Source organism: Agrobacterium sp. SUL3, assembly GCF_001263295.1.
Taxonomy (GTDB): domain Bacteria; phylum Pseudomonadota; class Alphaproteobacteria; order Rhizobiales; family Rhizobiaceae; genus Agrobacterium; species Agrobacterium tomkonis.
Window position 1 is genome coordinate 67,942 of sequence record NZ_KQ414513.1, and the last position, 23,490, is coordinate 91,431.

A 23,490-nucleotide genomic window follows, 5' to 3' on the forward strand; every position below is an offset into this window, starting at 1 on the left:
CTCGTTCCCCGCCTTTAAAACATGAGTAAGCGCCGGGTCGCGTACGACCCGGCGCTTATTGGTCAAACGTGCTTATTTGCACGCGTAGGTGACGCCGTTGGCTTCATCGATCTGGCGAACGACAGACCAGTTTTCCTTGAAGGAGATCGGGATGAAACTTTCCTGCGGCGGCTCCGATGTCTGGAATTCCTTCAGGAGCGCCGAGCCTTCCCAGTTGTAGGAGAAGAAGGCACCTTTGATCTTTTCCTGCAGTTCCGGGGTCAGATTGTGGGCCACGCCATAACCTGTGGTCGGGAACGTCTGCGACTTGAAGATTGTGACAATCTGGTCCGCCTTGACGACATCACGGGCGATCATGCGCTTCATGACGGAATTGGCGACAGCCGCAGCCGGGTAGTCCTTGTTGGCAACGCCGAGGACCGAATTGTCATGTTTGCCCGAGAAAACCGGCTCAAAATCCTTGCCCGCCTCGAGCTTGTACTCGGACTTCAGCAATGCCGATGGAGCCTTGAAACCGGAGTTGGATGTCTCGGCGGTGAAGGCGAGCTTCTTGCCCTTGAGATCCTCGATCTTCTCGACCCCGGAACCTGGATAAGTAATGATTTCCATCTCGTAGCCGAAGGCGCCGTCCTTGGAGGCCATCATTGCAAACGGCCGGAAGCCGGCACAGGCGACAGCGATCGGATTGGAACCGGTATTAAAGCCGGACACGTGCAGCCGACCGGCCCGCATGGCTTCGATCTGAGCGGCGTTTTCCTGCACCGGGAAAAACTGAACCTTCTTGCCGGTCTTTTCCGCGAGGTGATCGAGAAAGCCTTTCCAGACATCGGCGTAAACAGCCGGATCTTCGACCGGTGTATAGGCGAACACCAGCGTATCAGGGTCTGCGAGCTGGCTGGCATCCGTCGGAATGTCGGCGACCATGTCACCGTCCGCATCCGTGTAGCGGGCGTCGAGTTTGAATTCTGCCTGAGCAGGCATTGCAAATGCTACGGTTATCGCCAGTGCGGCCACGAGCTTTTTCATCAGGTTCTCCATCGATCCAAAACAGACACCCGCTTATTCGGCACTTGCGCTACAGGAATATGACAGAACTGCACATTTCCAGAAATACGGATTTATTGTCGCCCGCCAAGGGAACGCAACTTGCTCAACTAAACGAAAATCTATATATCCAGACTTATGGAAAAATCGGCTATCGTAGAGGCATTTGCTGCAATCGCGCAAACCACCCGACTTGATGCACTGCGTCTTCTCCTGGATCATTCGCCGGAGGGATTGCCCTCAGGCGACATAGGAAGACTGCTCGATGTGCCTCAAAATACGATGTCGTCTCATCTTAACGTGTTGAAGCGTGCTGGACTGGTCCAGACCCAACGCGTTGGCACCACGATAATTTATCGGCCGAACACCGAACTTGTCTGGAGGCTGGTCGAGTTTTTGGCGACGGACTTTACCCCCATGGCTGGCAAAACCTCGTCGACCAGAACCAAGCCAGACCAACAGGTACCACGCATTTTCAATGTGCTTTTCCTATGCCGCGCAAATTCTGCCAGATCGATCATGGCGGAGGCCATTCTGCGCAAGATGGCGCCGATGCGGTTTGCGGCGTTCTCTGCAGGAAATCTTCCCGCAAGCGAGGTGCATCCGATGACACTCGCAACACTTCAGAAGATGGACTGTCCAATCGAGAACCTCAGGCCCAAGAGCTGGGACGAGTTCAAAGGTCTCAACCGTGTCGCTATGGATTTCGTCTTCACCGTTTGCGATACACTGACGGGGGAGCAATGCCCCTCCTGGCCCGGTCAGCCTTTTACAGCGCACTGGGCTATCGACGATCCCACGCTTGTTGAGGGAAGTGAACTGCAAAGGCTCGCCGCCTTTCGACGGGCGGCAGACGCTATCGCCAACAGGCTCTCCGTCTTCACCGCGCTTCCGATCGAGTCGATCGACAGGATGTCCCTTCAAACGCAGTTGAGGGCAATCGGAAACAGTCTACCCTGATCGCTATTACTGCAGGCCGTAACCGCAGCCGCGCACAGTACGAATTGCGTCTTCCTTGCTTCCGATGTTCAAGGACTTCCGCAATCGCTTGATGCTGACATCAACGATGCGTTCATCCCGGCTGGTGTCGTTCCACACCATCTCAAGAATCTCGCGACGCGCAAACAGTCGCGACGGTTCTGTCAGCATCGTCTGCAGGAGACGATATTCCGTCGGACCAAGGTGGATCTCCCGTCCCTTCCGCGAAACCCTGTGCGTTTCGACGTTCAGGGATATCTCGCGATGGTTCAATATCCTGGTCGTCTTCGAGCATGAACGCTCAAGGAGCGCATTGCTGCGAGCGAGAAGTTCCTGAACGGAAAAGGGGCGCGGCAAGTAATCGTCAGCTCCGGCATCAAAAAGGGGCTTGGGCAGCGCCTCTCCGCCCAAGACGATGATCGCCAACTGCCTTCTGCGCACATGGGCTCGCATTTTCATAAACGACTGACGGAGATTGGTCGCACGGCTCACTGAATCGACAACAACCAGATCTGGTTGCCTTTCTGCTACCATACGTTCGCACTGCTCGGCCAGTCCACATACCCCGGCGATATAACCTTCCTCGCGGAAGCTTGCTTCCAGGATCGAGCCAACGCCAATATCTTCCTGTACGATAACGACGCTCGGCATGAAGTCTACTCCATCGCAACGACAGTTTCGGCGCGAGGGCGATCAGTCGAAACATCATCGCCCGTCACGATGTACTCGACGGTCTCAGCAAGATTGGTAGCATGATCTCCGACCCGCTCCAGGTTCTTGGCGCAAAAAAGGAGGTGAGCGCACAATGTGATCGAGCGCTGGTCTTCCATCATGTATGTCAGGAGTTCTCGAAAGAGGCCGTTATAGAGTACATCGATGTGCTCGTCCTGGAGTCGGACTTGAGATGCCGCCTTCGCGTCGTTGTTCTGGAAAGCATCGAGCGCGCCAGCCAGCTGCGTTTTGGCGGCTTCGGCCAATGTGCTGAACCCTGCAGAGACAACACCCCTGTTAAGTGAAGCATCCATGATTGCAGCGCGCTTGGCGATGTTCTTGGCGAGATCGCCCACACGCTCCAGGTTTGAAACCATGCGCATCGCCCCGACGATCCGTCGCAGGTCGTTCGCGACGGGCTGTCTGCGAGCAATGATCTGCACAGCCGCCGTTTCGGCGGTTCTCTGCATGGCATCGAGTTGAAGGTCGGCCCTTACGACCTCATCTGCCAGTGTCTTGTCGTTGCCGATGAGAGCATTGACGGACTTGTCGAGGAGCGCTGCAGCGATTCGCCCCATATCGGATACTTGTCCGGTCAGGTCCTGCAGTTCCTCGTCGAAAGCTCGAATAGTGTGATCCATCGTCATGTTTCCCCCTTAACCGAAGCGACCGGTGATGTAGTGCTGCGTTTTTTCGTTCTGCGGATTCGTGAAGAACTCGTTCGTTGCGTTGTACTCGGTCATCTCGCCCAGGTGCATGTAGGCGGTGTATGTCGATATCCGCGCTGCCTGCTGCATGTTGTGCGTGACGATGACGATCGTGTACTGGTCTCGCAACTCCGCGATGAGCTCCTCGATTTTCGCGGTGGCGATCGGGTCCAGAGCCGATGTGGGTTCATCGAAAAGAATGATTTCGGGATTGGGGGCCAGCGTACGGGCGATGCACAAACGCTGTTGCTGCCCTCCCGAAAGGCCATAGGCTGACTGATGGAGGCGGTCCTTCACCTCATTCCAGAGTGCCGCGCCCTGAAGAGCCTGCTCAACTCGCTCATCAAGAAGGCTCTTCTTGGTGATGCCACGGATTTTCAGGCCGGCTGCAACGTTTTCATAAATCGATTTCGGAAACGGGTTTGGCTTCTGAAACACCATCCCGATGCTCAAGCGGATCAGGATCGGATCCATGCCCTGAGCCACTAAATTTTTCTTTTCCGGCAGCAGTTCAATCGCGCCCTCGTACCGGTTGCCAGGGTAAAGATCGTGCATACGGTTGAACGATCGCAAGAGCGTGCTCTTGCCGCAGCCTGACGGGCCGATCAAAGCAGTAACCTGCTTTTCCGCAACGGGAAGGTTGACCTTCTTGAGCGCGTGGAATTCTCCGTACCAGAAATCGAGATCCCTCACTTCAGCGCGCAGGCGTTCGGGATGGATCAGAATGTTGCGCGCTGAACCTGTTTGCTGGCCCACTCTGGCAGGTTTACTGACGGTCGAAGTGTCGTTCATTTTTGGTCCGATCTCAGTTAGAGGCCAAGATTGCGTCGAAGCCTGAAGCGTATCCAGATGGCGACGGCATTCATGCCCAACGTCATGAACATCAGGACAACACCAGTCGCGGCGGCATTGATGTGAAACGCTGCCTGCGGCCGTGATATCCAGTTGAACATCTGGATGGGCATCACGGTGAACGGCGCATTCAGCCAATCAAAGTTGATAAAGGGAAAGCTCGCATCCACAGGCGCAGGAGGAAGGAATGCGATGAAGGTCAGAGCGCCGATCGTGATGATCGGGGCGGTTTCCCCGATGGCTCGGGACAAGCCGACGATCGCACCGGTAAGGATACCAGGCCGCGCAGCCGGAAGAATGTAATGCCACATGGTCTGCCATTTGTCCGCACCGAGACCGAAGGCGCCTTCGCGGATTGTCTGCGGTATCGCCCTTATAGCCTCTCTCGTCGCAACGATGACGATCGGCAGGATCAGCAGCGCAAGCACCATGCCCGCGACCAGAACCGTCCGGCCAAGATCGGCGAGATAGACAAAGAAGCCGAGCGCGAGCAAACCATAGATAATCGACGGTACACCAGCGAGATTGGTGACGTTGATTTCAATGACGTCGGTCATCCAGTTCTTTCTCGCATACTCTTCGAGGTAAAGACCCGCACCGACACCAAGCGGAATGGCCAGCAAAGCCGTGACGAACATAACCAGGCAGGTTCCGACCCAGGCCGAAAGGATGCCGGCATCTGCGGGTCGCCGTGACGGAAACTCGGTCAGGAAGGCGTAATCGATCCGGCCCAGTCCGTCGTAGAAAAGGTCGGCTATCAACGCGACCAAGAAAGCCATAACCACGAACAAGATGGTGAGACCCAAGCCGGCGAATATGAAGTCGTTGCGTCGTGCTCGATTGACGAGCGAGGTCTGGGAATCGATGTCGAGAGCCACGATTGGGCTGTCTGCTGTGATAGCCATCAGTAAGCCTCCCGGAAGCGGCGGCGAAGAAAGAAGCCGATGATGTTGAAAACAAGGGTCAGCACGAAAAGTGCGAGGCCTGCAGCGAAAATCGTTTGATATGCCAGCGAGCCATGGGGCAGATCACCGAGGCTCATCTGTACGATATAGGACGTAATCGTTGCAGCGCCTTCGCGAGGATCTGCGGTGAGATTAGGGTTCTGTCCTGCGGCAATTGCAAGCACCATGGTCTCGCCTACGGCCCGTGACATTCCGAGAAGATACGCTGCGGTGATGCCCGAGAACGCACCCGGAATGATGACCCTGAACGACGTCTGCAGCCTCGTCATGCCAAGAGCGTAAGCGCCTTCCCTCAATGAGGCCGGCACGGCACGCATCGCGTCTTCGCTGATGGAGACGATGTAGGGCATGATCATGATGCCGAGCACGATACCGGGAGCCAGAAGGTTGAAGCCGGTCAGGCCGGGAATGAACGTCTGAAGCAGTGGAGTGATAAACAGGAGAGCGAAATAACCAAAGACGACGGTCGGCACGCCGCCGAGCAATTCGAGCACCGGTTTGACGGTTTCGCGGACGGCCGGGCGCGCATACTCACTGAGGTAGACGGCGAGGCTTGTTCCCAAGGGGATTGCGATCAAAATCGCGATCCCGGCGGCCCAGAGGGTTGCTGTAAGAAGTGGCAGAATGCCGTAGCGAGGCTGCGCAAAGACCGGCGTCCACTCGGTATCGGTCAGGAACGTCCAAAGGGAAACCTCGGTGAAGAAATTCCACGACTCGCTTACAAGCACGTAAACGATGGCAGCGGTGACAAGCACCGAGAGAGCGGCGGACAAGAAAAGCAACACGCGCATCGACAGGTCGATGATACGTCGCCGTTTCAGAAAAGCGTCGCTTGGAATATAGGCGTCGAGCGTTGTTGGCATCTTGAGCTCCACTGACGGCAGCCGCGAGTACTCGCGACTGCCGGGAGGGTTGGGATGTTAGTTGGCTGCGTCGGCGACCAGGTCGGTGACCGTCACGCCGACCTTGGAACCGCCTTCGAAGTGGCTCCCGGTGACACGCTTTTCGAACTTCTTCAGAGCAAGGCCAGCGGCTTCGGCAGGCAGGGCGACATAGCCGACCTCGCTGACGAGTTCTTCCTGGTTCTTGGCATCGAAAAGGAACTCCGCGAAGGCACGCACATGTTCCTTTTCTTCGGCTGACTTCTTGGAAGCGTAATAGAAAAGCGGACGGGTGAGCGGCTGGTAAGTTCCGTCGGTGGCTGTCTCGATGGACGGCGCCACGCACGATCCATCGGCCTGCTTGATTTCGACAGCCTTCACCTTGCCAGCATTCTCGGTCAGATAGGCGAGACCCAGGAAGCCGATCGCATTCTTGTCGCCGCCGACGCCCTGGATCGTGATGTTGTCGTCCTCGGTCGCGGTATAGTCGCCGCGGCTGGCATGCTCTTTGCCGTTAATGGCGAACGTGTAGTAGTCGTAGGTTCCGGAATCCGTGCCGGCACCAAAGAGGCCGAGCTTGGCGTCAGGGAATTCGCCGCGGACCTGGTTCCAGTTCGTGACCTTCCCCTGTGCTTCAGGCTCCCAAATCTTCTTCAGTTCCTCGACGGTCATGCACGTCGCCCAGTCGTTCGCCGGGTTTACGATCGTTGCGAGAGCATCGATTGCGACAGGCAGCTCGATGAATTCAACGCCGTTCTGCTTGCACAGTTCGATCTCGTCGGACTTGATCGGTCGGGAAGCGCCGGTGATGTCGGTTTCGCCGCGGCAGAACTTCTTGAAGCCACCGCCCGTGCCAGAAGAACCGACGGTCACCAGGGTTTTGCCGGCTTGAGCCTTCTGGAACTCTTCAGCCATGGCTTCGGAAATGGGGAATACGGTGCTCGAGCCGTCGATCAGCACTGTCGGTGCCTGCTGCGCAAAAGAAGGGGCAACGAGGAGGCCGAGAGTAACGATCGAAGCTGCGGAAGAGGCGAAGGCGGCGCGCGCCGGGCGAAAGGTTTTCGTGTTGTGTGTCATGACGACCCTCTGTGAATTCAGAAAAGCTGAACGCGACATCCGCGAACGCAGGGCGGTCATAGTATTGTTGGATGACAGTTTTATGTCAACCAAGTATAGTATGGTATATCTAGATAGATTGATATTTGAGTTGGAAGTTTTTTACTTGCTTAATACATGATTTGACGAAAATATTATCCGGAATTTAACCGTAGAGATGCGTCGCTCACGATGCACCCACGATGGCGAGAGGTTTGCAGGATATCCCAAAATCCTCACGATGACAATCATATTTCCAGATTTCTAGATATTTCGCGTTTGTCACAAAACTGAAGTGTCACTGTAATAAATCGCCTGACAGCCGCGAAACTAAGGAGCGAAGCTGATGTCCCCAAAGGTCATGATCGTCGAAGACGAGGAAGCGCTGAGTGTTCTGCTCCGCTACAACCTCGAGGCCGAAGGATACCTTGTCGAGACAATCGGCCACGGCGAAGAGGCTGACATAGTTCTGCAGGAAAGCGTGCCGGATCTGCTAATTCTGGATTGGATGCTTCCCGGTGTATCCGGAATCGAACTTTGCCGCCGTCTACGCGCCAGACCAAACACGGAGCGGCTCCCCGTCATTATGCTGACGGCACGGGGGGAGGAGACAGAGCGTGTGCGGGGATTGGCGACAGGTGCGGATGACTATCTGGTGAAGCCATTCTCGACTCCGGAACTTATGGCCAGGGTGAGAGCTCTGCTGAGGCGTTCCAAACCAGCATTGATCTCGTCCATTTTGCGCTATGCTGACATCGAGCTTGACCGGGAAAGCCATCGTGTCCATCGCGAGCGCCGTGAAGTCAGGCTCGGTCCGACCGAGTTCCGTCTCCTCGATTTTCTCATGGCGTCGCCGGGGCGCGTCTTCTCCCGAGCACAGCTCCTTGACGGCGTTTGGGGTCACGATCTCTATGTAGACGAAAGAACGGTCGACGTTCATGTCGGCCGGCTCAGAAAAGCCCTTAACTTTGCCAACAAGCCAGACCTGATCCGGACCGTTAGAGGCGCCGGTTATTCAATGGATACAGGTTTGAAGTAAAATTTCACCGCTCCCGGTCTGTGTCTTCACCCGTCCCGGATAGTTGCAAAAAGGTGGTAGCGGGCGAAATCCTGAGATCCATGCAACCAGCACCTCAATCCCGGAGGAGCGGTTGGACAATCTGTCTGAAGACAGTACAATTGATTTAGGCTCTGGAGGAGAGCTGAGGGAGGTCGTCGGTGTCAAATCGAGACCACACGCGCGGTCGGCACGCCGACAAGTGTCGTATATCGCGCCGGATGGCGATAGGCGGAGCTTTGTCCGCGATATGCTTCGCCGGATCGCCTGCGGGAAGCGAGTTGCTGTCCGTGCCGCCGCGACCTGGCGTGATTCGGTTTGGGTTGACACCCGTCTTTCTATCGAATGACCTGGAAGTGCTGGACGAACTACAGGCCTACCTAGTCCGCGCTATTGGTCAAGAAGTACAACTTGTCACACAGCGTACCTACCAGGAAGTCACTGCCCTCCTGGTCTCGGGGAATCTTGAGGCCGCCTGGATTTGCGGCTACCCGTTCATGAAGTTCCGGGACGAGCTGGAGCTGGTTGCCACGCCATTGTGGCGTGATAAGCCGCTTTACCAATCCTACCTCATCGTCGGTCAACATCGTGACATCCAGGCCTTTGATGACTGTCGGGGGGATATCCATGCGTTCTCCGACCCCGATTCCAATTCCGGCTACCTCGTCACGAAAACCTATCTGGCCGAACGCGGCGTCTCCGAGGAAGGCTTCTTTCGCAAGTCATTTTTTACCTACGGCCACCGCAATGTGATCCGGGCAGTGGCTTCCGGCCTTGCCGATTCCGGGAGCGTTGATGGGTACGTCTGGGAAGTCATGAAACAGACCGAACCGGAACTGCTCTCGAAAACGAGGGTACTGGTGAAGTCTGACTGGCACGGCTTCCCGCCCATCGCAGCCGCCGCACGACAGCGCGAAAGCCAGCCGGTTGCCAGAATAAGAAACGCGCTCCTGCAAATGCACAGCGACGAGCTGGGCCGAACGGTGCTTGAGCGCCTCCAGCTTGACGGGTTCACTCAGGTTCCACCCGAAAGCTACGAAAGTATCGCGGTCAACATGGAACGGGTTCGGAGGCTGGGGTGAGCCTCATCGAGCGCGTTCGCGGCATTCCCTTGACGGTTCGGGTCCCGGTAATGGTGGCATCCCTGATGATCGTCGTCAGCCTCATCATCTCCGAACGCGTATTGGCTCGCCTTCATGACATGCAGGAACAGCATCTGAACGGCGTCGTGGGAACCTATTTCGATGGCTTGTCCACCGCTCTTATCCCGGCTGTTTTGCGGCAGGATGTATGGGAAACCTATGACCTGCTCGACCGCACCCGTACGATGTTTGCGGCCGTGTCTCCGATCGAGACGGTTGTGACTGGACGTGATGGCATGGTACTGGCTTCCAGCGATCCGCACGCTATCCCGGTACTTTCCGAACTTCCCCCGGCCTTCGCTGACCGAGGCAAAGACGATGAAATCCGCATCGAATGGCAGTCGAACACCGGGTTCGGGATCAGGCAGCTCCTTTATCAGGGAAAGTCGATCGGGACCGTACACGCCTCTTTCGACATCACCCATCTTGTCGCGGAAAGGCGCCAGGTTCTCCAGACGCTTCTTGCGACGAATGCTGTCTTGGCATTCGTGTTTGCCGCAGTTGGATACGTCTTGACCAGACGTATGGTCAGGCCGGTGGCGACATTGGCACAACACATGCGCTCTGGTGCGGCCGGACAGCCCTACACCATTCCCGCTGAAGAATTTCCGTATCGCGCGGGTGAACTCGCTGATCTGTTTCATGGCTTCAACGCTTTGGTACAAGCCGAGCAGCAGCGCAGCGCACTCACGCGTCGATTGGCCGAGGAAGAGAAGCTTGCCAGTTTAGGACGGCTCGCATCCAGCATGGCCCACGAGATCAATAATCCGCTCGGAGGACTGTTCAACTCCATCGACACGTTGAAGCGACATGGGGCAAACGAAGGCGTACGGAGCACCAGTGTGTCCCTTCTGGAACGTGGTCTCGGCGGTATTCGCGATGTTGTACAGGCAGCACTGGCAACATACCGGCCGGACCGCTCCGGAAAGCCTCTCGTCCTACAGGATCTGGAAGATGTGCGCCTACTGGCCGGCCCCGTCATTATAAGCCGCAGACAAACGATGCACTGGGTGAGCAGCCCATCCAATCTCACCATATCTGCCCTGCCCGGCTCTACTGTGCGGCAAGCACTTTTGAACCTCGTGCTAAACGCAAGCGCCGCTGCGGGCGATGACGGCACGATTTTTGTGGAGACATGCCTCGAGGAAGACGGCTCGACGTTAATCCTCTCGGTTGCCGATACGGGGCCGGGCCTGCCGAAGGCCGCAACTAATGTCCTTACATCGCCAGATCCATGGCCGGCCGCTCAGTCAGCTGGAGGGCTTGGCCTGTGGATGGTCCGGAAGCTGGTGGATGAGGCCGGTGGACATATCCGTTTGTCAAGGACCGAAGCCGGCCTGACCGTCATTGAATTGCACTTGCCGATATTGATTCCTGGGGAGGAAACTAGCCATGCAGCGTGAAACAGGGCGCATCGCCATACTCGAGGACGATCCCATCATGGGAGAGTCGCTCATCCAGCGACTTTCGCTTGAGGGCCACAAGGTGAAATGGTGGACGAAGGGAGAGCAGGCCATGCGCGAGCTCGCCAGCGGATCAGAACCGTTCGACCTCGTCGTTTGCGATATCCGCCTTCCAGACATGAATGGTGAAGAGGTTTTCCGCCAGGCCAGCCGCGATACCGCAACACCCTTTTTATTCATGTCTGGCTACGCCGATATAGACCAGGCGGTGCGTCTGATGCGCAGTGGTGCGGTCGACTTCATCACCAAACCGTTCGACATGACGGCTTTCCTCGATCGCGTCTCATCAAGCTTAAGGAGCAAGCGGCAGGATGAGCTCAATAGCTCCCTCGGCATCTCCCGCGCCATGCGCGACGCCGAACAGATGTTGCGGCGTTATGCCTCTCATCCCCTCCCCGTTCTCATTCAGGGAGAGACCGGCACTGGCAAGGAAGTCAGCGCCAGGTTTCTGCATCAGTTATCAAAGCGTGCGCTCGCCCCTTTCATCGCCGTAAACTGCGCAGCCATTCCAGCCGAACTGCTGGAAAGCGAGCTTTTCGGCCACGAGAAAGGAGCATTTACGGGTGCTCACCAACTTCATCGCGGCTACGCGGAACGTGCCGGCGAAGGTATTCTCTTTCTCGACGAGATCGGTGATATGCCGCCTGTTCTGCAGGCGAAACTTCTTCGTCTCATCGAGGATGGTTGGTTTCATCGGGTCGGCAGCGAAACATCCATCCCGTTCAAGGCACGCATTGTCTGTGCCACCCATCAGGAGATTGGCAGCGACGCCAGTTCCTTTCGAAAGGACTTGTTCTTTCGTCTTTCCGCCCTTCCAGTCATGCTTGCACCGCTGCGTGAACGACAGGAAGACATCCTGTGGCTCGCTCAGCGCTTTCTCGAGGAGATCATGCAGATCAGGGAGACTCGCGTTCGGGGCATCAGTACGCTTGCCGAGGACGCAATGCTTGAACACTGTTGGCCCGGGAATGCCCGCGAGCTCCGCAATCGGCTGGAACGCGCCGCTGCTCTGTCGGAAAATCTGCTCGTGATGCCGGCGGATCTATTCCCCGACGTCGCCAAAGTATCTGATACGCCGCGGATCGGAACACTCTCCGATGCGCGGGACGCCGCGGAGCGCCGACAGATCCTGCGGGCGCTAAGCGCAACCGGCGGACAGATTTCTCAGGCCGCAGGACATCTCGGCATTTCTCGTACGACCCTTTGGGAGAAAATGACGCGTTTCGGAATAGAAGCTAGTGAACGTTCGGCCAACTGAACAACGGTGGTTACTGGCCGTTCGGAAATCCGAACCCACACACGGAAGATTCGCGAAAAAGGCGCGATAAATCAGCCCTCTACCTGTTGGCACAGCTATTGCAATTCGACCTTCGACATTCAATGGAGGAGGATCGCATGTCACGCTGTCGAAACATGGTCGATATCGGTCGACGCCAGTTCCTACGCGGAGGGGCATTGGCCGCCGCGGGCGCTAGTGTCGTCGTCACGGGCGTCGGCGCGCCACAGGCAAGAGCCGCTACCGCTGCGGCCGGCGTGGACTATCCCGCCAATCGTCTCGCCAACATCTCGGAACTCACCCTCAACGAACCTCTCGACGTCGCCTATCCCGATGAAGATGCCTCGGGCGTTCTTCTCAAACTCGGGACGCGCGTGGAAGGCGGCGTCGGTCCCGATGGCGACATCGTCGGCTTTTCTACCATCTGCCCCCACAAGGGTTTTCCGCTGAGCTATACCGCCGACAACAAGACGTTCAACTGTCCCGGCCACTTCTCGGTGTTCGATGCTGAAAAGGGAGGCCAGCAGGTCTGGGGACAGTCCACGCAGAACCTGCCTCAATACGTGCTCCGCGTCGCAGATAACGGTGACATCTTCGCCGAAGGCGTCGATGAGCTCATCTACGGCCGCCTGTCCAACGTTCTATAAGGGAAGAAGATCATGGCCTTCAAACGTCACATCGACCGTCTGCCGATCATTCCCGCGGACGCAAAGAAGCACAACGTCACCTGCCACTTCTGCATCGTCGGCTGCGGCTATCACGCCTACACCTGGCCAATCAACAAACAGGGCGGCACGGACCCGCAGAAAAACGTGTTCGGCGTCGATCTGTCCGAGCAGCAACAGGCGGAAACTGACGCCTGGTATTCGCCATCCATGTACAATGTCGTCAAACAGGATGGCCGCGACGTTCATGTCGTCATCAAGCCGGACCACGAATGCGTGGTGAACACCGGTCTCGGTTCAGTTCGCGGAGCCAGGATGGCCGAAACGAGCTTTTCCGAAGCCCGCAACACCCAGCAACAGCGCCTGACGGATCCCCTCGTCTGGCGCTATGGACAGATGCAGCCGACGAGCTGGGACGATGCGCTTGATCTTGTCGCCCGCGTGACGGCGAAGATCATCAAGGAGAAGGGTGAGGACGCTCTGATCGTTTCGGCCTTCGACCATGGCGGCGCCGGAGGCGGCTACGAAAACACCTGGGGCACGGGCAAGCTCTATTTCGAGGCCATGAAGGTCAAGAACATCCGTATCCACAACCGCCCGGCCTATAATTCGGAAGTCCACGGTACCCGCGACATGTGCGTCGGCGAGTTGAACAACTGCTATGAGGATGCCGAACTGGCCGACACGATCGTCGCGGTCGGCACCAATGCGCTGGAGACCCAGACAAACTATTTCCTCAATCACTGGATCCCGAACCTGCGCGGCGAAAGTCTCGAGAAGAAAAAGCAGATCATGCCAGACGAGCCGCATGAAGCGGGCCGGATTATCATTGTCGATCCGCGCCGCACGGTGACCGTCAATGCGAGCGAGGAAACGGCTGGCAAGGACAACGTCCTGCATCTCGCGATCAATTCCGGCAGCGACCTAGCTCTATTCAATGCGCTGTTTACATACATCGCTGATAAGGGCTGGGTTGACCGCGAATTCATCGACAAATCGACCTTGCGGGAAGGTGTAGCACGGCCGCCGCTCTATCCCGCGCGTGGCGGATCGGACAGCAAGCCTGGACATTTGTCCAATTTCGAGGATGCCGTCGAAGGGTGCCGCGTATCCATCGAGGAAGCCGCGAAAATAACGGGGCTAGACCAATCCCAGATCATCAAAGCCGCCGAATGGATTGCCATGCCGAAGGAAGGCGGCAAGCGTCGACGCGTCATGTTCGGCTACGAGAAGGGCCTGATCTGGGGCAACGACAATTACCGCACCAACGGCGCGCTGGTGAATCTGGCCCTCGCCACCGGCAATATCGGTCGTCCTGGCGGTGGCGTCGTTCGCCTCGGCGGTCACCAGGAAGGTTATGTGCGCCCGTCCGACGCCCATGTCGGCCGGCCGGCGGCCTATGTCGACCAGTTGCTGATCGGCGGCCAAGGGGGCGTGCACCACATTTGGGGCTGCGACCACTACAAGACCACCCTCAACGCCCACGAGTTCAAGCGCGTCTACAAGAAGCGCACCGACATGGTGAAGGATGCGATGAGCGTCGCTCCCTATGGCGACCGCGAGGCCATGGTGAACGCCATCGTCGCTGCGATCAACCAGGGTGGTCTGTTCGCCGTCAATATAGACATCATCCCGACAAAGATCGGCGAGGCCTGTCACGTCATCCTGCCTGCGGCCACGTCGGGCGAGATGAACCTCACTTCGATGAACGGCGAACGCCGGATGCGGTTGACCGAGCGCTACATGGACCCGCCCGGCCAATCCATGCCGGACTGCCTGATCGCCGCCCGGCTAGCCAATACCATGGAACGGGTGCTGACCGAGATGGGCGACGCTGCCTATGCCGGCAAGTTCAAGGGCTTCGACTGGCAGACCGAGGAAGACGCCTTCATGGACGGTTACAACAGACACGCTCATGGCGGTGAATTCGTCACCTATGAGCGCCTGAGCGCCATGGGCACCAACGGATTCCAGGAGCCGGCGACGGGTTTTGCCGACGGCAAGATCGCCGGCACCCAGCGGCTCTATACCGACGGCGTGTTCTCGACCGACGATGGCAAGGCGCGCTTCATGGACGCACCGTGGCGCGGACTGCAGGCACCGGGCAAGCAACAGCAGAAGGACAACCACAAATATCTGATCAACAACGGGCGCGCCAATGTGGTCTGGCAATCCGCTTATCTTGACCAGGAAAACGACTTCGTCATGGACCGGTTCCCCTATCCGTTCATCGAAATGAACCCGGAGGACATGGTGGAAGCGGGGCTCAAGGAGGGGGACCTCGTCGAGATTTACAATGATGCCGGCGCGACCCAGGCCATGGCCTATCCGACACCGACCGCACGCCGCGGCGAAACCTTCATGTTGTTCGGTTTCCCGACTGGCGTGCAGGGCAATGTGACCAGCGCCGGCACGAACGAGTTGATCATCCCAAACTACAAGCAGACCTGGGGCAATATCCGCAAGATTTCGGATGCGCCTAAAAACGTGGCTCATCTGACCTTCAAGTCGAAAGAATACCGGTCGGCTTGAGGACACAGCGAGTGGCCCCTGCCACTCTTCCCTCCAGACGTGGGCGGCCAGTAGCGCCGCCCACTCCTTCAAACATATGGACAATACAAATGCGGAAACTGTTTTCGATAGTCTCACTGTGCCTGATTGCAACATCCCCCGCCATGGCCGAGGGCGACGCGGAAAAAGGCGCGGTCGTTTTCAAGAAATGCACCGCCTGCCATGCCGTCGGCGAGGGTGCGGCCAACAAGGTCGGTCCTGAACTGAATGCCATCATCGGCCGGAAGGTCGCAGGCGTCGAGGGCTTCAACTACTCGCCCGCCTTCAAGGCAAAGGCCGAAGAGGGCTGGACCTGGGACGAAGCCCACTTGACCGAGTATCTCGCCAATCCCAAGGCCTATATCAAGGGAACCAAGATGGCCTTCGCCGGCCTGAAGAAGCCCGAGGATGTGGCCGACGTCATCGCTTACCTGAAAACAATCAGCACCCCGTGAAGCGCTGGTGTCGCGACCTCACAGAGGAGGTCGCGATCTCCACACCTGTCCCTTTAATCGTGGTTGGGAGGCCTTGATGAATTACATGCCAGCGGACCGTGCCGCGTTGTTCGACCGCGCTGCTCTCGACTGCGGGCGAGCCTTAGCTGCTCGCCCCATGTTGTCGGTTGCCGATGCGGTGGCCCGCGCCATCGGCCTGTGCCGGCCCGTGACCGCTACCGAAGACCTCGATCTGTTTTCTGCAGGCGGCCGCGTGGTGGCCGCCGACATCCGCTCGCCCTGTGCCTTGCCGCGCTTCGATCATTCGGCGATGGACGGGTTTGCGGTTCGCACGGCGGGTTTTTCCGGCAGTGGTCCCTGGACCTTTCTGGTCGCAGACAGAGTGGCAGCCGGAGATCAGGCCAGCAGCAGCAGTTTCGAAAATGCTGAGGCCGTGGAAATCTTCACCGGCGCGATGATCCCGGCCGGTTTCGACGCCGTGATCATCCGTGAAAAATGTTCGCGGCATGATCGCCAGTTCACCACCGCCTACCGTCCCCGCCCAGGCGAGAACATCCGCAGGGCGGGCGAAGATGTCGACCAAAACTCTTTGCTGTTCAAGGCCGGGACGGTTCTGACAGCACACCGGATTGCGCTGCTCGCGGCCGCAGGCTTGTCTCGGATTTCCATCGTTCGAAAGATCCGACTCGGGTTCATTACGACAGGCTCTGAACTGAAAGAGCCGGGTGAGCACTTGGCGGCTGGCCAGATCTATAATTCCAATCGCTACCTTTTCGCCTCCATGCTGTCGCATCCCTGGCTCGAAGTCCGCGATCTCGGGGCGACGCCGGACACGATTGAGGCGACCACCAATATCATTCACAGCGCTGCTACGGAGCACGATATCGTCGTGACGTCTGGCGGGATGTCCAGGGGTGGCGAGGATCATGTGCGGGACGCGCTCACACGCTGCGGCGGGTCGCTCGGCGTGCTTGATGTCGCCATGCGACCGGGCAAGCCGGTTTCCTTCGGCACGCTAGGGTCGGCGCTCTTTATCGGCTTGCCTGGGAATCCCATGGCCTCCGCCGTGACACTCGACAAGATTGCGCTGCCGGCGATCAGGGCTGTGGCCGGGATCGAGCATTTGGATCCCGTCTGGATGCCGGCGATCTCCGACTTTGGGTTGCGCAAGAAGGAGGGCCGAACGGAATTCGTCCCCGTTCGACTTCAGAGTCGCGACGCTTCTGGCACTCCCGTGCTGGCAATGCTGGGCCGCGGATCGTCGGGAAGCCTGTCGCCCATGGCCCAAGCCGCCGGTCTGGCAATCCTGCCACCGGAGCTCGTAACCCTAGAGCGGGGCATGCCCTTGCGTTTCGAGCCATTTTCCATCGGGTAATCTCTTAAAAAATCTCATCGCGCCACTCGAAGCGTGAGATTCGCCGCCTTGAGCGGAGTTGAACCGTCGACCTGCTCAACCAGGTTTTCTAAGTAATTGAAATTTCAGTCAATTCACGTGGGCGCATCGTCCGTACGGTGTAGGTTCTATTATGGAGCTACATATCTGATATCGCTATAGAAATGTCCGGTTCCTTGGGTTGAGCGCATTGTAGAAATTGACCGCTCCGTAGTCGATGATTTTGATTGCACCGTCCTTCGTTTTTCCGAAAGCACTGGGCTTCTTATCGTTGAACCAGAACGGAATGCCCTTCGCTGGGATTTCGTTCGCTTGGATCGGTCCGTCAAAGCGCTTCATCAATAGAAACTTGGCAGAGTGGCTGATCGCAATGCAAGGTGCAAATAGGTCGATCAAGTCCGGGTTGGCTTCGTTTTCCGAAATCTCTTCCCTCATCCTTTCGAGCGCGTGCCAGACTGTCCATTCGACGAAGTTGCTGTGATGGAAGGGACCCTTGCTCTCTTTGATGACGACGTCATCAAGTCCATCGACCAAGTAGACCCGCCTTTGGGTTCCTTCGCCAACAAGGGGTCGCATTCTCTCGATCACACTCTCAAATTCATGGTCAGGTCTTATGCCGATCAGTTGTCGCGTCACTGGTGAAAGCCCTTATGATTCTGGTTGCCGCGTAAATCTAGTTTGCCTTTGAAGGAAGAGGAAGGTGAACCGCGCCGGTTTTGCCGGAGACCGTTTGTTAAGTTATGCGGCCATGGCTGGCTCTTCCAGCATGGCGTAGTATCGTTCTTCGGCCTCGGCTGGCGGGATATTCCCAATGGGCTCCAGAAGGCGGCGGTGGTTGAACCAGTCGACCCATTCCAGCGTGGCGAACTCCACGGCTTCGAAGTTGCGCCATGGTCCTCGCCGATGGATGGTAGTCCCCCCTTTTTTGACGGGGTCGAGCATTAGCGCGCGGGATCGCGATGCGTTGCCTTTGTCCGCCGGAGAACTCATGCGGAAATACTCAGCCGGAGCAAACACGCTTCATCCGTACCAATTTCTAAAGCGTGGTTCCCGCAACTGGTAACCTCTTTGAAACATGTCGGAATCTACGCTCAATCTCCGATTGAACCAAAATACAAAGTATTAGCAGATGCGATTGAACCAAAATCTACTGGAATGCCAAGAGTGCGGGAATGAGATTTTCACCTGTAAATGCAAATGCTCATCCCATTTCTATCGGGACAAAGATCGGCTTGATGAGCTGCTGACCTATTGCATCTCGAAAGCGCGCAAGATGCTTATCATCTGTTCGCCATGGATCACTCAACATGCCAGCAGACCGATCATTCAGCAGCTCCGGGCCGCCAAGAATAGAAATGCCGAACTCCAGATCTTTGTTTACACCGACGACAACGATGAGAAAAACGTGCGGCCTCTCGGGGAACGGAACGACGATATCTTTGATATCTACAAGCGCGGTTTTGTAGAATCTATTCGAGAGATGGAAGGCATCGGCATTCAAGTTTACCGGATGTCACGCGTTCACAACAAATCGATTTGTGTGGATGACCGCATATTCATTGAGGGTTCTCTCAATTGGCTTTCTGCGACACGAGATCGCCAGTACCGTAACTATCGACATGACACAGGTGTCGCGATTTTTGGTAAGCGCGCCAAGAATCACATAGACGAGTTCCTCGATGCCCAAGCTGGTATCGAGTATGGCTATGAAATAATCGGCAACCAAGATGAGGCCGACGCCATGGTGCGGGACCTTATTCGCTATCCGCCGGACCCGGAACCACAGGAACAGCCGCCGCAGGTCCCGCGATATGAAGGCCAGGTGGAAGTCGACAGAGGCCAGCGACTATATTTCGCGGTTGTGGGGCATCGAGCCAACTCCGTTGTGCGTCGAGGAATCGATGCTCGCGAATTGAAACGCAACGGCGGTGAAATTTATCTGGCCCGGCTCGCTGAGCATGCCGTCGAGGGTGCTCTTCTCTTTCATAAGGAAGAGTATGACGAGGAAGCGTTCGATCAGGATGTCGTTGTTTTCGAAGTCGATCTATTGAGGATGGAAGAGGCGATCCATTTCTACGGGCGCTTTGGAAGAGGAAATCGGCTTCGCGATGAATCGACACCAATTGTGACGGACAGACCTATCCCACCTGAGGCGATCCGCCTGATGGAAGGGCACTATCAACGCTCAAGTGGCATCCCTCCAATGACGGCATCCGTGGATACGACGGAAGCATTCGCGGAAGAAGTTGCATTTCTCACGGAGATGTTTGGCGATCCGGCGCAAGGCTGATCCCTTGCCTTCACGCAAAGTAAAGACGATTTGCAGCGAGCGATGCGTTGAACTGACAGATAGGCCGATGGCACGCAGCGCCTGCGGCTTGCACTTGGCGACAGCGGGTGGCTCAGGGTCCACAAGAGGTTGAGCGGTCCCATTCGGGCCGACGCCCGACCCGCCTTCTGTCCGCCCTGTCGCTCGCCGCCCAGGGCGGCATGATCGTCCGTGACAACACGAACGTGGAGCCGCGGTTCATGGCAGGCAGCCTAACTGGAGACCCTCCGACCGGATCCTCAGTTAGCGGCATCGACCTCGATTGCTGCCGCGACCCGCGCTGAAACCTCTGCGGAGATCTCCGCATAGAGATCGACGTCCTGGCCTTCGGCAGTGATCGAAATCGCGAGGGAATAACGGCCTTTGTCGGTCATCCGTTTCTGCCCCGTATGCGATTTCCACCAGCCACTGACGGGAAAGACCGCTATATGGTCGTGGCTCGCCAGGTCGACGGCATATCCGCGCCAGAGATCGCAGTGCAGCGACCCGGCCTGTACTGCCTTTGGCCCAAGAAGCCAGTGGCTTGCCTCGAGCGCCTGCTTTTCCTTCTCCGCCGGCTGGTCTCCGTTCTCGCTATCTGGTGCCGGATCTTCCGGTCTACTAAGGCGCAGGCGGAATTCGTCATCAGTCTCCAGCCGTTTCTTGAGCTCGAAACGGAGGCCATACGAGCGATAGGTGTCCGGCCGCGTCGCGGCGCGACCGGACAGGTTTGGCTCGATGAAGTAGGAGAGAGTGACCTTCATCATCACGACAGTATTTTCCAGGCCTTGCAGTGCAGCACGCGGCCAAGGCAACTCATAGAAATGCATTTCGTTGAAGACAGCGGTTCCGCCCTGTCCGGCGGCGAAAGGCTGGATCTCTGCCTGCGCCAGGAGGGTGCTATCATTGCGAGCGGAAGCGATTGCTCTGGACAGGTTCGGAACCCCGAAGCCGACGTCGCGCAGAATGCGTTGCTTGTCGGCCTTGCTGCCGGTCCTCCAGTGCGCCCCGGTCCCGATCAGCTTCCGTCGAATCGGTGTGGGCCATTCAGCCGACTGCACGACAAGTGCCCGATACGTTTCGGGCCACAGATCGGGCAAGGCTGCCTTCAGGCGGCCGACGAAATTGCCGGCCATGGCGGTCGCAGCACTCGTCGCCCAGAACGGGACGAGCGGCTCGCCGGCGACATCCGAGCCGGTTCCAAGCAATGAAACCGCAGGGTGCCAATCGCAATAACCTGCCTGGTCGACCATCATGTTGCCGGCCTCGAACAGCACCTCGGGCTTGATGGGCGTCAGGTCGCCCAGCATGTCCTGCGACCCAGTGCTAAAGGGGCTCTTGTCATTGGCCGCCGCAAGCGGGGTGAGGTTTTGCGCAAGCTCTGCCTTGGCGGTGAAACCGCCAATCGTCAGCGCGTTCCAGCTCTGGGCAGGATCCTCGATGGCATGGTGCTGCTCGACCTGTGCCCGCAAGCCGCCAATGACATTGCCGCTGGCAACCAGCAGCAGCCGTTTCTCATGGTCTTTCGCCAAGATCTGGCTGTCCTGCTCGCCAGGCATCGATCCGGCACTGATCTGGTCCAGTGCGCCGCTCCAGGATGAGGGGGCGTCGGCAGAGAAGAGACTGGTCGAGGACGCCACACAAAAGCTGCGCGCCACGTTGGGCCGCTCGATTTCGGCGGTTGCGATCGCGGACTGGGTGACGATGCCATAAGCGGACGGTCGGTTAGCCGGGAAGCCGTTGGGCGGCAGGAACTTGACCGACTCGACATGGTGCGTGAGCGCTACCTGCTGGTTGTCGTTCATGCGCCAGAAGAGATCACCATGCAGGATCATCCCCGCCATTGGCGTCCCATGCCCGCCATGATGGTGATGGTCGTCCGTCCCCCATGCCGCGTCGATCGACCATGCGCCCGCCATGCCCGGCGCAAGTAGTGGATGCGCCGCGGCGACACCGGAATCGAGCACGCAGACGGACGGGGCCCCTTCCGGCGGTGCTTCGATCCGGGCTGCCAAGTCGGCAACCCAGTCCTGTTGGACCAGGCCCGTCCCGCCGACTTCCAAGAACGGCTCGATCGTTCCTTGCGCCTTTCGGACTTCCCAGATGGCGCCTGGAATTCGTTCGAGGAACGAAAGGACTTGGCCTGCCGAACCATGCACGAATACGACCTCGGCGTCGGGAAACGACAGACGCTCATTGTGGACGTCGAGACCTGCTGCTCCAGCTCCCCCAATGACGGCATTCGTCCGTGCTCCAGGCTTCTGTTCGGCCGGCTCCCTCACCCACAGCTCCCACCATCGGCTCTCGGGGGCTTCAAAGTCGATCGTACCGGAAAACAGGCTGCGCGCCTGCGCTGTGCGGACGGTCTCGATTGGTTCGAACTTCGGGACGTCGGGACGCTTGCGGTTGCCGAGATTTTCCGCGCCATAGGCGTTGATCCGGCCAAGTAGATAGTTCCTTGCGTCATCGGGGACGAAAAGGACGGAGCGCTCGGTGCGATCCTGCTGTCTCTCCGATCGCAGTACCACGATATCCTGTGCGGGGTAGTCCAGTGCCGGCGTTTTCGTCGCCCCCTGCTTTGGCGACGCCGGAACCATCGTCTCCACCTCGACAATTGTTCCGCGCTTCTGGTCCGCAATCGCGAGCCGCTGGTCGTTCCCGGCTGCCGGCAGTGCTCCAAGTGCGGCCGTCAGTTGGGCTGCCAGGGATTGCGCATGGGCGTGATAATCGTCGCGACGCGGCTTGCGATCCTGGGGGCGGTTAGGAAACTCGTATTGTGCCTCGACACGAAACGGCTCGAAGCGGATATGCGCAAGCTCGTGCGCCGAATAGTCGTCACCGTTCGCCATCAATCCCCCATTTGATCAGCGTTGAACGTTCAAGCGTCCCTTGAGTGCTTGGCGATCGTCCAGCGCGGCACGCAAGGCGGCCGGTGACAATGTCTTCGCGCCTTCGAGGATGGCATCCTTGACGACGGTGTCGGCGGCCCGGACGAGTTCGGCCTGGCTGAGGCCCTTTGTCGCCGGTTCCACGTCCGACCACGCCTTGTCGGGCAGCTTCAAGGGGCGGAGCCGCCGCGATAGCAGCGTGCGGGCGGCGTCACCGTTCGGCACGTCGTATTCGACGATCTCGTCAAATCGGCGCGAGAGTGCGCCGTCCAGGATCTCGGGATGATTGGTGGCAGCAATCACGACGCTGTCGGTCGCGTTCGGCTCTTCCATGAAAGTCAGGATCGAGTTCAGGACGCGGCGTATTTCGCCAACATCATTACTATCCCCGCGGACCGAGCCGACCGCGTCGAACTCGTCGAACAGATAGACGCCGCGCGTCCTAGCAACCTGGTCGAACAGCAAGCGCAGCCGGCTTGCGGTCTCTCCGAAAAACCGGCTGAAGAGCGAATCCAGGCGAACCGTGAACAGCGGGAGATGAAGCTCTGCCGCCAAGGCCGCCGCTGTCATTGTCTTCCCGGTACCCGGCGGTCCCACGAGCAGGATATGCGAGGCGGGAACCTGGCCGTGGTCGCGCAGCAACGCACGCTCTGACTGCTGCCGGACGACCCGGTCGAGGCGAGCGCGGATCCGGTCCGCCAGCACCATGCCATCGAGCCCGGTCTTCGGGTAGGCGCTCTGGACGAACTCCAGCAGCTCGCCACGCGGCCGCGCCATTGGCACGACGGACTGCGCCTTGGGCGCGTCGCTGACGCGGTCTCGCAAACGTTGGACGATCCGCTTCAGCTTTTCGGCCTCGGCCGCGTTTCCGCTGCGAGCCTCCTGGGCCGCGACCTGCAGCGCGATCGACAGAAATTGGTCCTCGTCGCCGGCGACATGGGAATTCAGGAGTGCGATAAACTGCTTTGCCGACATCTGCACCTCCTGTCATGTTGTTGGCGAGCGACTGCGCACATCAGTGCACGTTTGATCCAGAATGAATATACTCGCGACAAGGTTT

20 protein-coding genes and 1 pseudogene are annotated in these 23,490 nt (G+C 58.1%); 10 read left to right on the top strand and 11 right to left on the bottom strand.

Annotated elements, in window-relative coordinates:
• Nucleotides 1-72: 72 nt before the first annotated feature.
• Nucleotides 73-1,026: a phosphate/phosphite/phosphonate ABC transporter substrate-binding protein gene (gene phnD / locus AKG12_RS22655; RefSeq protein WP_052820510.1), complete on the bottom strand. Its 954-nt coding sequence runs from the start codon at nucleotides 1,024-1,026 to the stop codon at nucleotides 73-75.
• A 156-nt stretch (nucleotides 1,027-1,182) separates the two neighbouring features.
• Between phnD and AKG12_RS22660 the strand changes: the two genes are divergently transcribed.
• Nucleotides 1,183-2,004 (top strand): metalloregulator ArsR/SmtB family transcription factor, encoded by an 822-nt coding sequence (locus AKG12_RS22660; protein WP_015647704.1) that lies wholly within the window; start codon nucleotides 1,183-1,185, stop codon nucleotides 2,002-2,004.
• Between the two features lie 6 nt (nucleotides 2,005-2,010).
• Here AKG12_RS22660 and AKG12_RS22665 read toward each other — a convergent pair whose 3' ends face one another.
• The 6 genes from AKG12_RS22665 to AKG12_RS22690 are packed head-to-tail and all read right to left on the bottom strand — an operon-like array spanning nucleotide 2,011 to nucleotide 7,215.
• Entirely contained in the window at nucleotides 2,011-2,673 is a 663-nt protein-coding gene (locus tag AKG12_RS22665) for a winged helix-turn-helix domain-containing protein (RefSeq protein ID WP_015647703.1), read from the bottom strand.
• A gap of 5 nt (nucleotides 2,674-2,678) precedes the next feature.
• Nucleotides 2,679-3,380, bottom strand: a complete 702-nt coding sequence (gene phoU, locus AKG12_RS22670; RefSeq protein ID WP_052820511.1) for a phosphate signaling complex protein PhoU — start codon at nucleotides 3,378-3,380, stop codon at nucleotides 2,679-2,681.
• 9 nt (nucleotides 3,381-3,389) lie between these two features.
• Nucleotides 3,390-4,232, bottom strand: a complete 843-nt coding sequence (pstB, locus tag AKG12_RS22675) for a phosphate ABC transporter ATP-binding protein PstB (protein ID WP_015647701.1) — start codon at nucleotides 4,230-4,232, stop codon at nucleotides 3,390-3,392.
• A 17-nt stretch (nucleotides 4,233-4,249) separates the two neighbouring features.
• Nucleotides 4,250-5,197: a phosphate ABC transporter permease PstA gene (pstA, locus tag AKG12_RS22680; RefSeq protein WP_015647700.1), complete on the bottom strand. Its 948-nt coding sequence runs from the start codon at nucleotides 5,195-5,197 to the stop codon at nucleotides 4,250-4,252.
• Complete coding sequence (gene pstC, locus AKG12_RS22685) at nucleotides 5,197-6,120, bottom strand: phosphate ABC transporter permease subunit PstC (RefSeq protein WP_015647699.1); 924 nt, start codon at nucleotides 6,118-6,120, stop codon at nucleotides 5,197-5,199. The genes pstA and pstC overlap by 1 nt, the downstream gene beginning before the upstream one ends.
• A gap of 57 nt (nucleotides 6,121-6,177) precedes the next feature.
• Nucleotides 6,178-7,215, bottom strand: a complete 1,038-nt coding sequence (locus tag AKG12_RS22690) for a PstS family phosphate ABC transporter substrate-binding protein (protein WP_015647698.1) — start codon at nucleotides 7,213-7,215, stop codon at nucleotides 6,178-6,180.
• Between the two features lie 364 nt (nucleotides 7,216-7,579).
• On the opposite strand from AKG12_RS22690, the gene phoB reads away from it, so the two are divergent.
• The 8 genes from phoB to AKG12_RS22730 all read left to right on the top strand — a co-directional run bounded on the left by phoB (nucleotide 7,580) and on the right by AKG12_RS22730 (nucleotide 17,216).
• On the top strand, nucleotides 7,580-8,272 hold the full coding sequence (phoB, locus tag AKG12_RS22695; RefSeq protein WP_015647697.1) for a phosphate regulon transcriptional regulator PhoB: 693 nt from the start codon (nucleotides 7,580-7,582) through the stop codon (nucleotides 8,270-8,272).
• 239 nt (nucleotides 8,273-8,511) lie between these two features.
• Nucleotides 8,512-9,372, top strand: a complete 861-nt coding sequence (gene aioX / locus AKG12_RS22700) for a periplasmic arsenite-binding protein AioX (RefSeq protein WP_052820512.1) — start codon at nucleotides 8,512-8,514, stop codon at nucleotides 9,370-9,372.
• Nucleotides 9,369-10,835, top strand: a complete 1,467-nt coding sequence (gene aioS / locus AKG12_RS22705; RefSeq protein ID WP_015647695.1) for an arsenic sensor histidine kinase AioS — start codon at nucleotides 9,369-9,371, stop codon at nucleotides 10,833-10,835. Before aioX ends, aioS begins: the two co-directional genes overlap by 4 nt.
• On the top strand, nucleotides 10,825-12,153 hold the full coding sequence (aioR, locus tag AKG12_RS22710) for an arsenic response regulator transcription factor AioR (RefSeq protein WP_015647694.1): 1,329 nt from the start codon (nucleotides 10,825-10,827) through the stop codon (nucleotides 12,151-12,153). The genes aioS and aioR overlap by 11 nt, the downstream gene beginning before the upstream one ends.
• Before the next feature lie 137 nt (nucleotides 12,154-12,290).
• A complete protein-coding gene (locus AKG12_RS22715; RefSeq protein WP_015647693.1) occupies nucleotides 12,291-12,818 on the top strand; it encodes an arsenate reductase (azurin) small subunit in 528 nt (175 codons plus the stop codon).
• Nucleotides 12,819-12,830: 12 nt separating this feature from the next.
• A complete protein-coding gene (locus tag AKG12_RS22720; RefSeq protein WP_052820514.1) occupies nucleotides 12,831-15,368 on the top strand; it encodes an arsenate reductase (azurin) large subunit in 2,538 nt (845 codons plus the stop codon).
• An 89-nt stretch (nucleotides 15,369-15,457) separates the two neighbouring features.
• Nucleotides 15,458-15,841, top strand: coding sequence for a c-type cytochrome (locus tag AKG12_RS22725; protein WP_015647691.1), 384 nt, complete (start codon nucleotides 15,458-15,460; stop codon nucleotides 15,839-15,841).
• Nucleotides 15,842-15,917: 76 nt separating this feature from the next.
• On the top strand, nucleotides 15,918-17,216 hold the full coding sequence (locus AKG12_RS22730) for a molybdopterin molybdotransferase MoeA (protein WP_082179013.1): 1,299 nt from the start codon (nucleotides 15,918-15,920) through the stop codon (nucleotides 17,214-17,216).
• 174 nt (nucleotides 17,217-17,390) lie between these two features.
• Here the strand turns inward: AKG12_RS22730 and AKG12_RS22735 are convergent, their stop codons facing one another.
• Nucleotides 17,391-17,768, bottom strand: a complete 378-nt coding sequence (locus tag AKG12_RS22735; RefSeq protein ID WP_175414673.1) for a hypothetical protein — start codon at nucleotides 17,766-17,768, stop codon at nucleotides 17,391-17,393.
• Nucleotides 17,769-17,972: 204 nt separating this feature from the next.
• Nucleotides 17,973-18,143, bottom strand: a pseudogene (locus AKG12_RS22740) (IS3 family transposase); the annotation flags it as partial.
• 226 nt (nucleotides 18,144-18,369) lie between these two features.
• Between AKG12_RS22740 and AKG12_RS22745 the strand changes: the two are divergent.
• Nucleotides 18,370-19,524, top strand: a complete 1,155-nt coding sequence (locus AKG12_RS22745) for a phospholipase D-like domain-containing protein (RefSeq protein WP_175414674.1) — start codon at nucleotides 18,370-18,372, stop codon at nucleotides 19,522-19,524.
• Between the two features lie 278 nt (nucleotides 19,525-19,802).
• On the opposite strand, the gene AKG12_RS22750 is transcribed toward AKG12_RS22745, so the two are convergent.
• Nucleotides 19,803-22,391 (bottom strand): S8 family peptidase, encoded by a 2,589-nt coding sequence (locus AKG12_RS22750; protein ID WP_052820518.1) that lies wholly within the window; start codon nucleotides 22,389-22,391, stop codon nucleotides 19,803-19,805.
• 15 nt (nucleotides 22,392-22,406) lie between these two features.
• Nucleotides 22,407-23,405 (bottom strand): AAA family ATPase, encoded by a 999-nt coding sequence (locus AKG12_RS22755; protein WP_052820519.1) that lies wholly within the window; start codon nucleotides 23,403-23,405, stop codon nucleotides 22,407-22,409.
• Nucleotides 23,406-23,490: the final 85 nt, after the last annotated feature.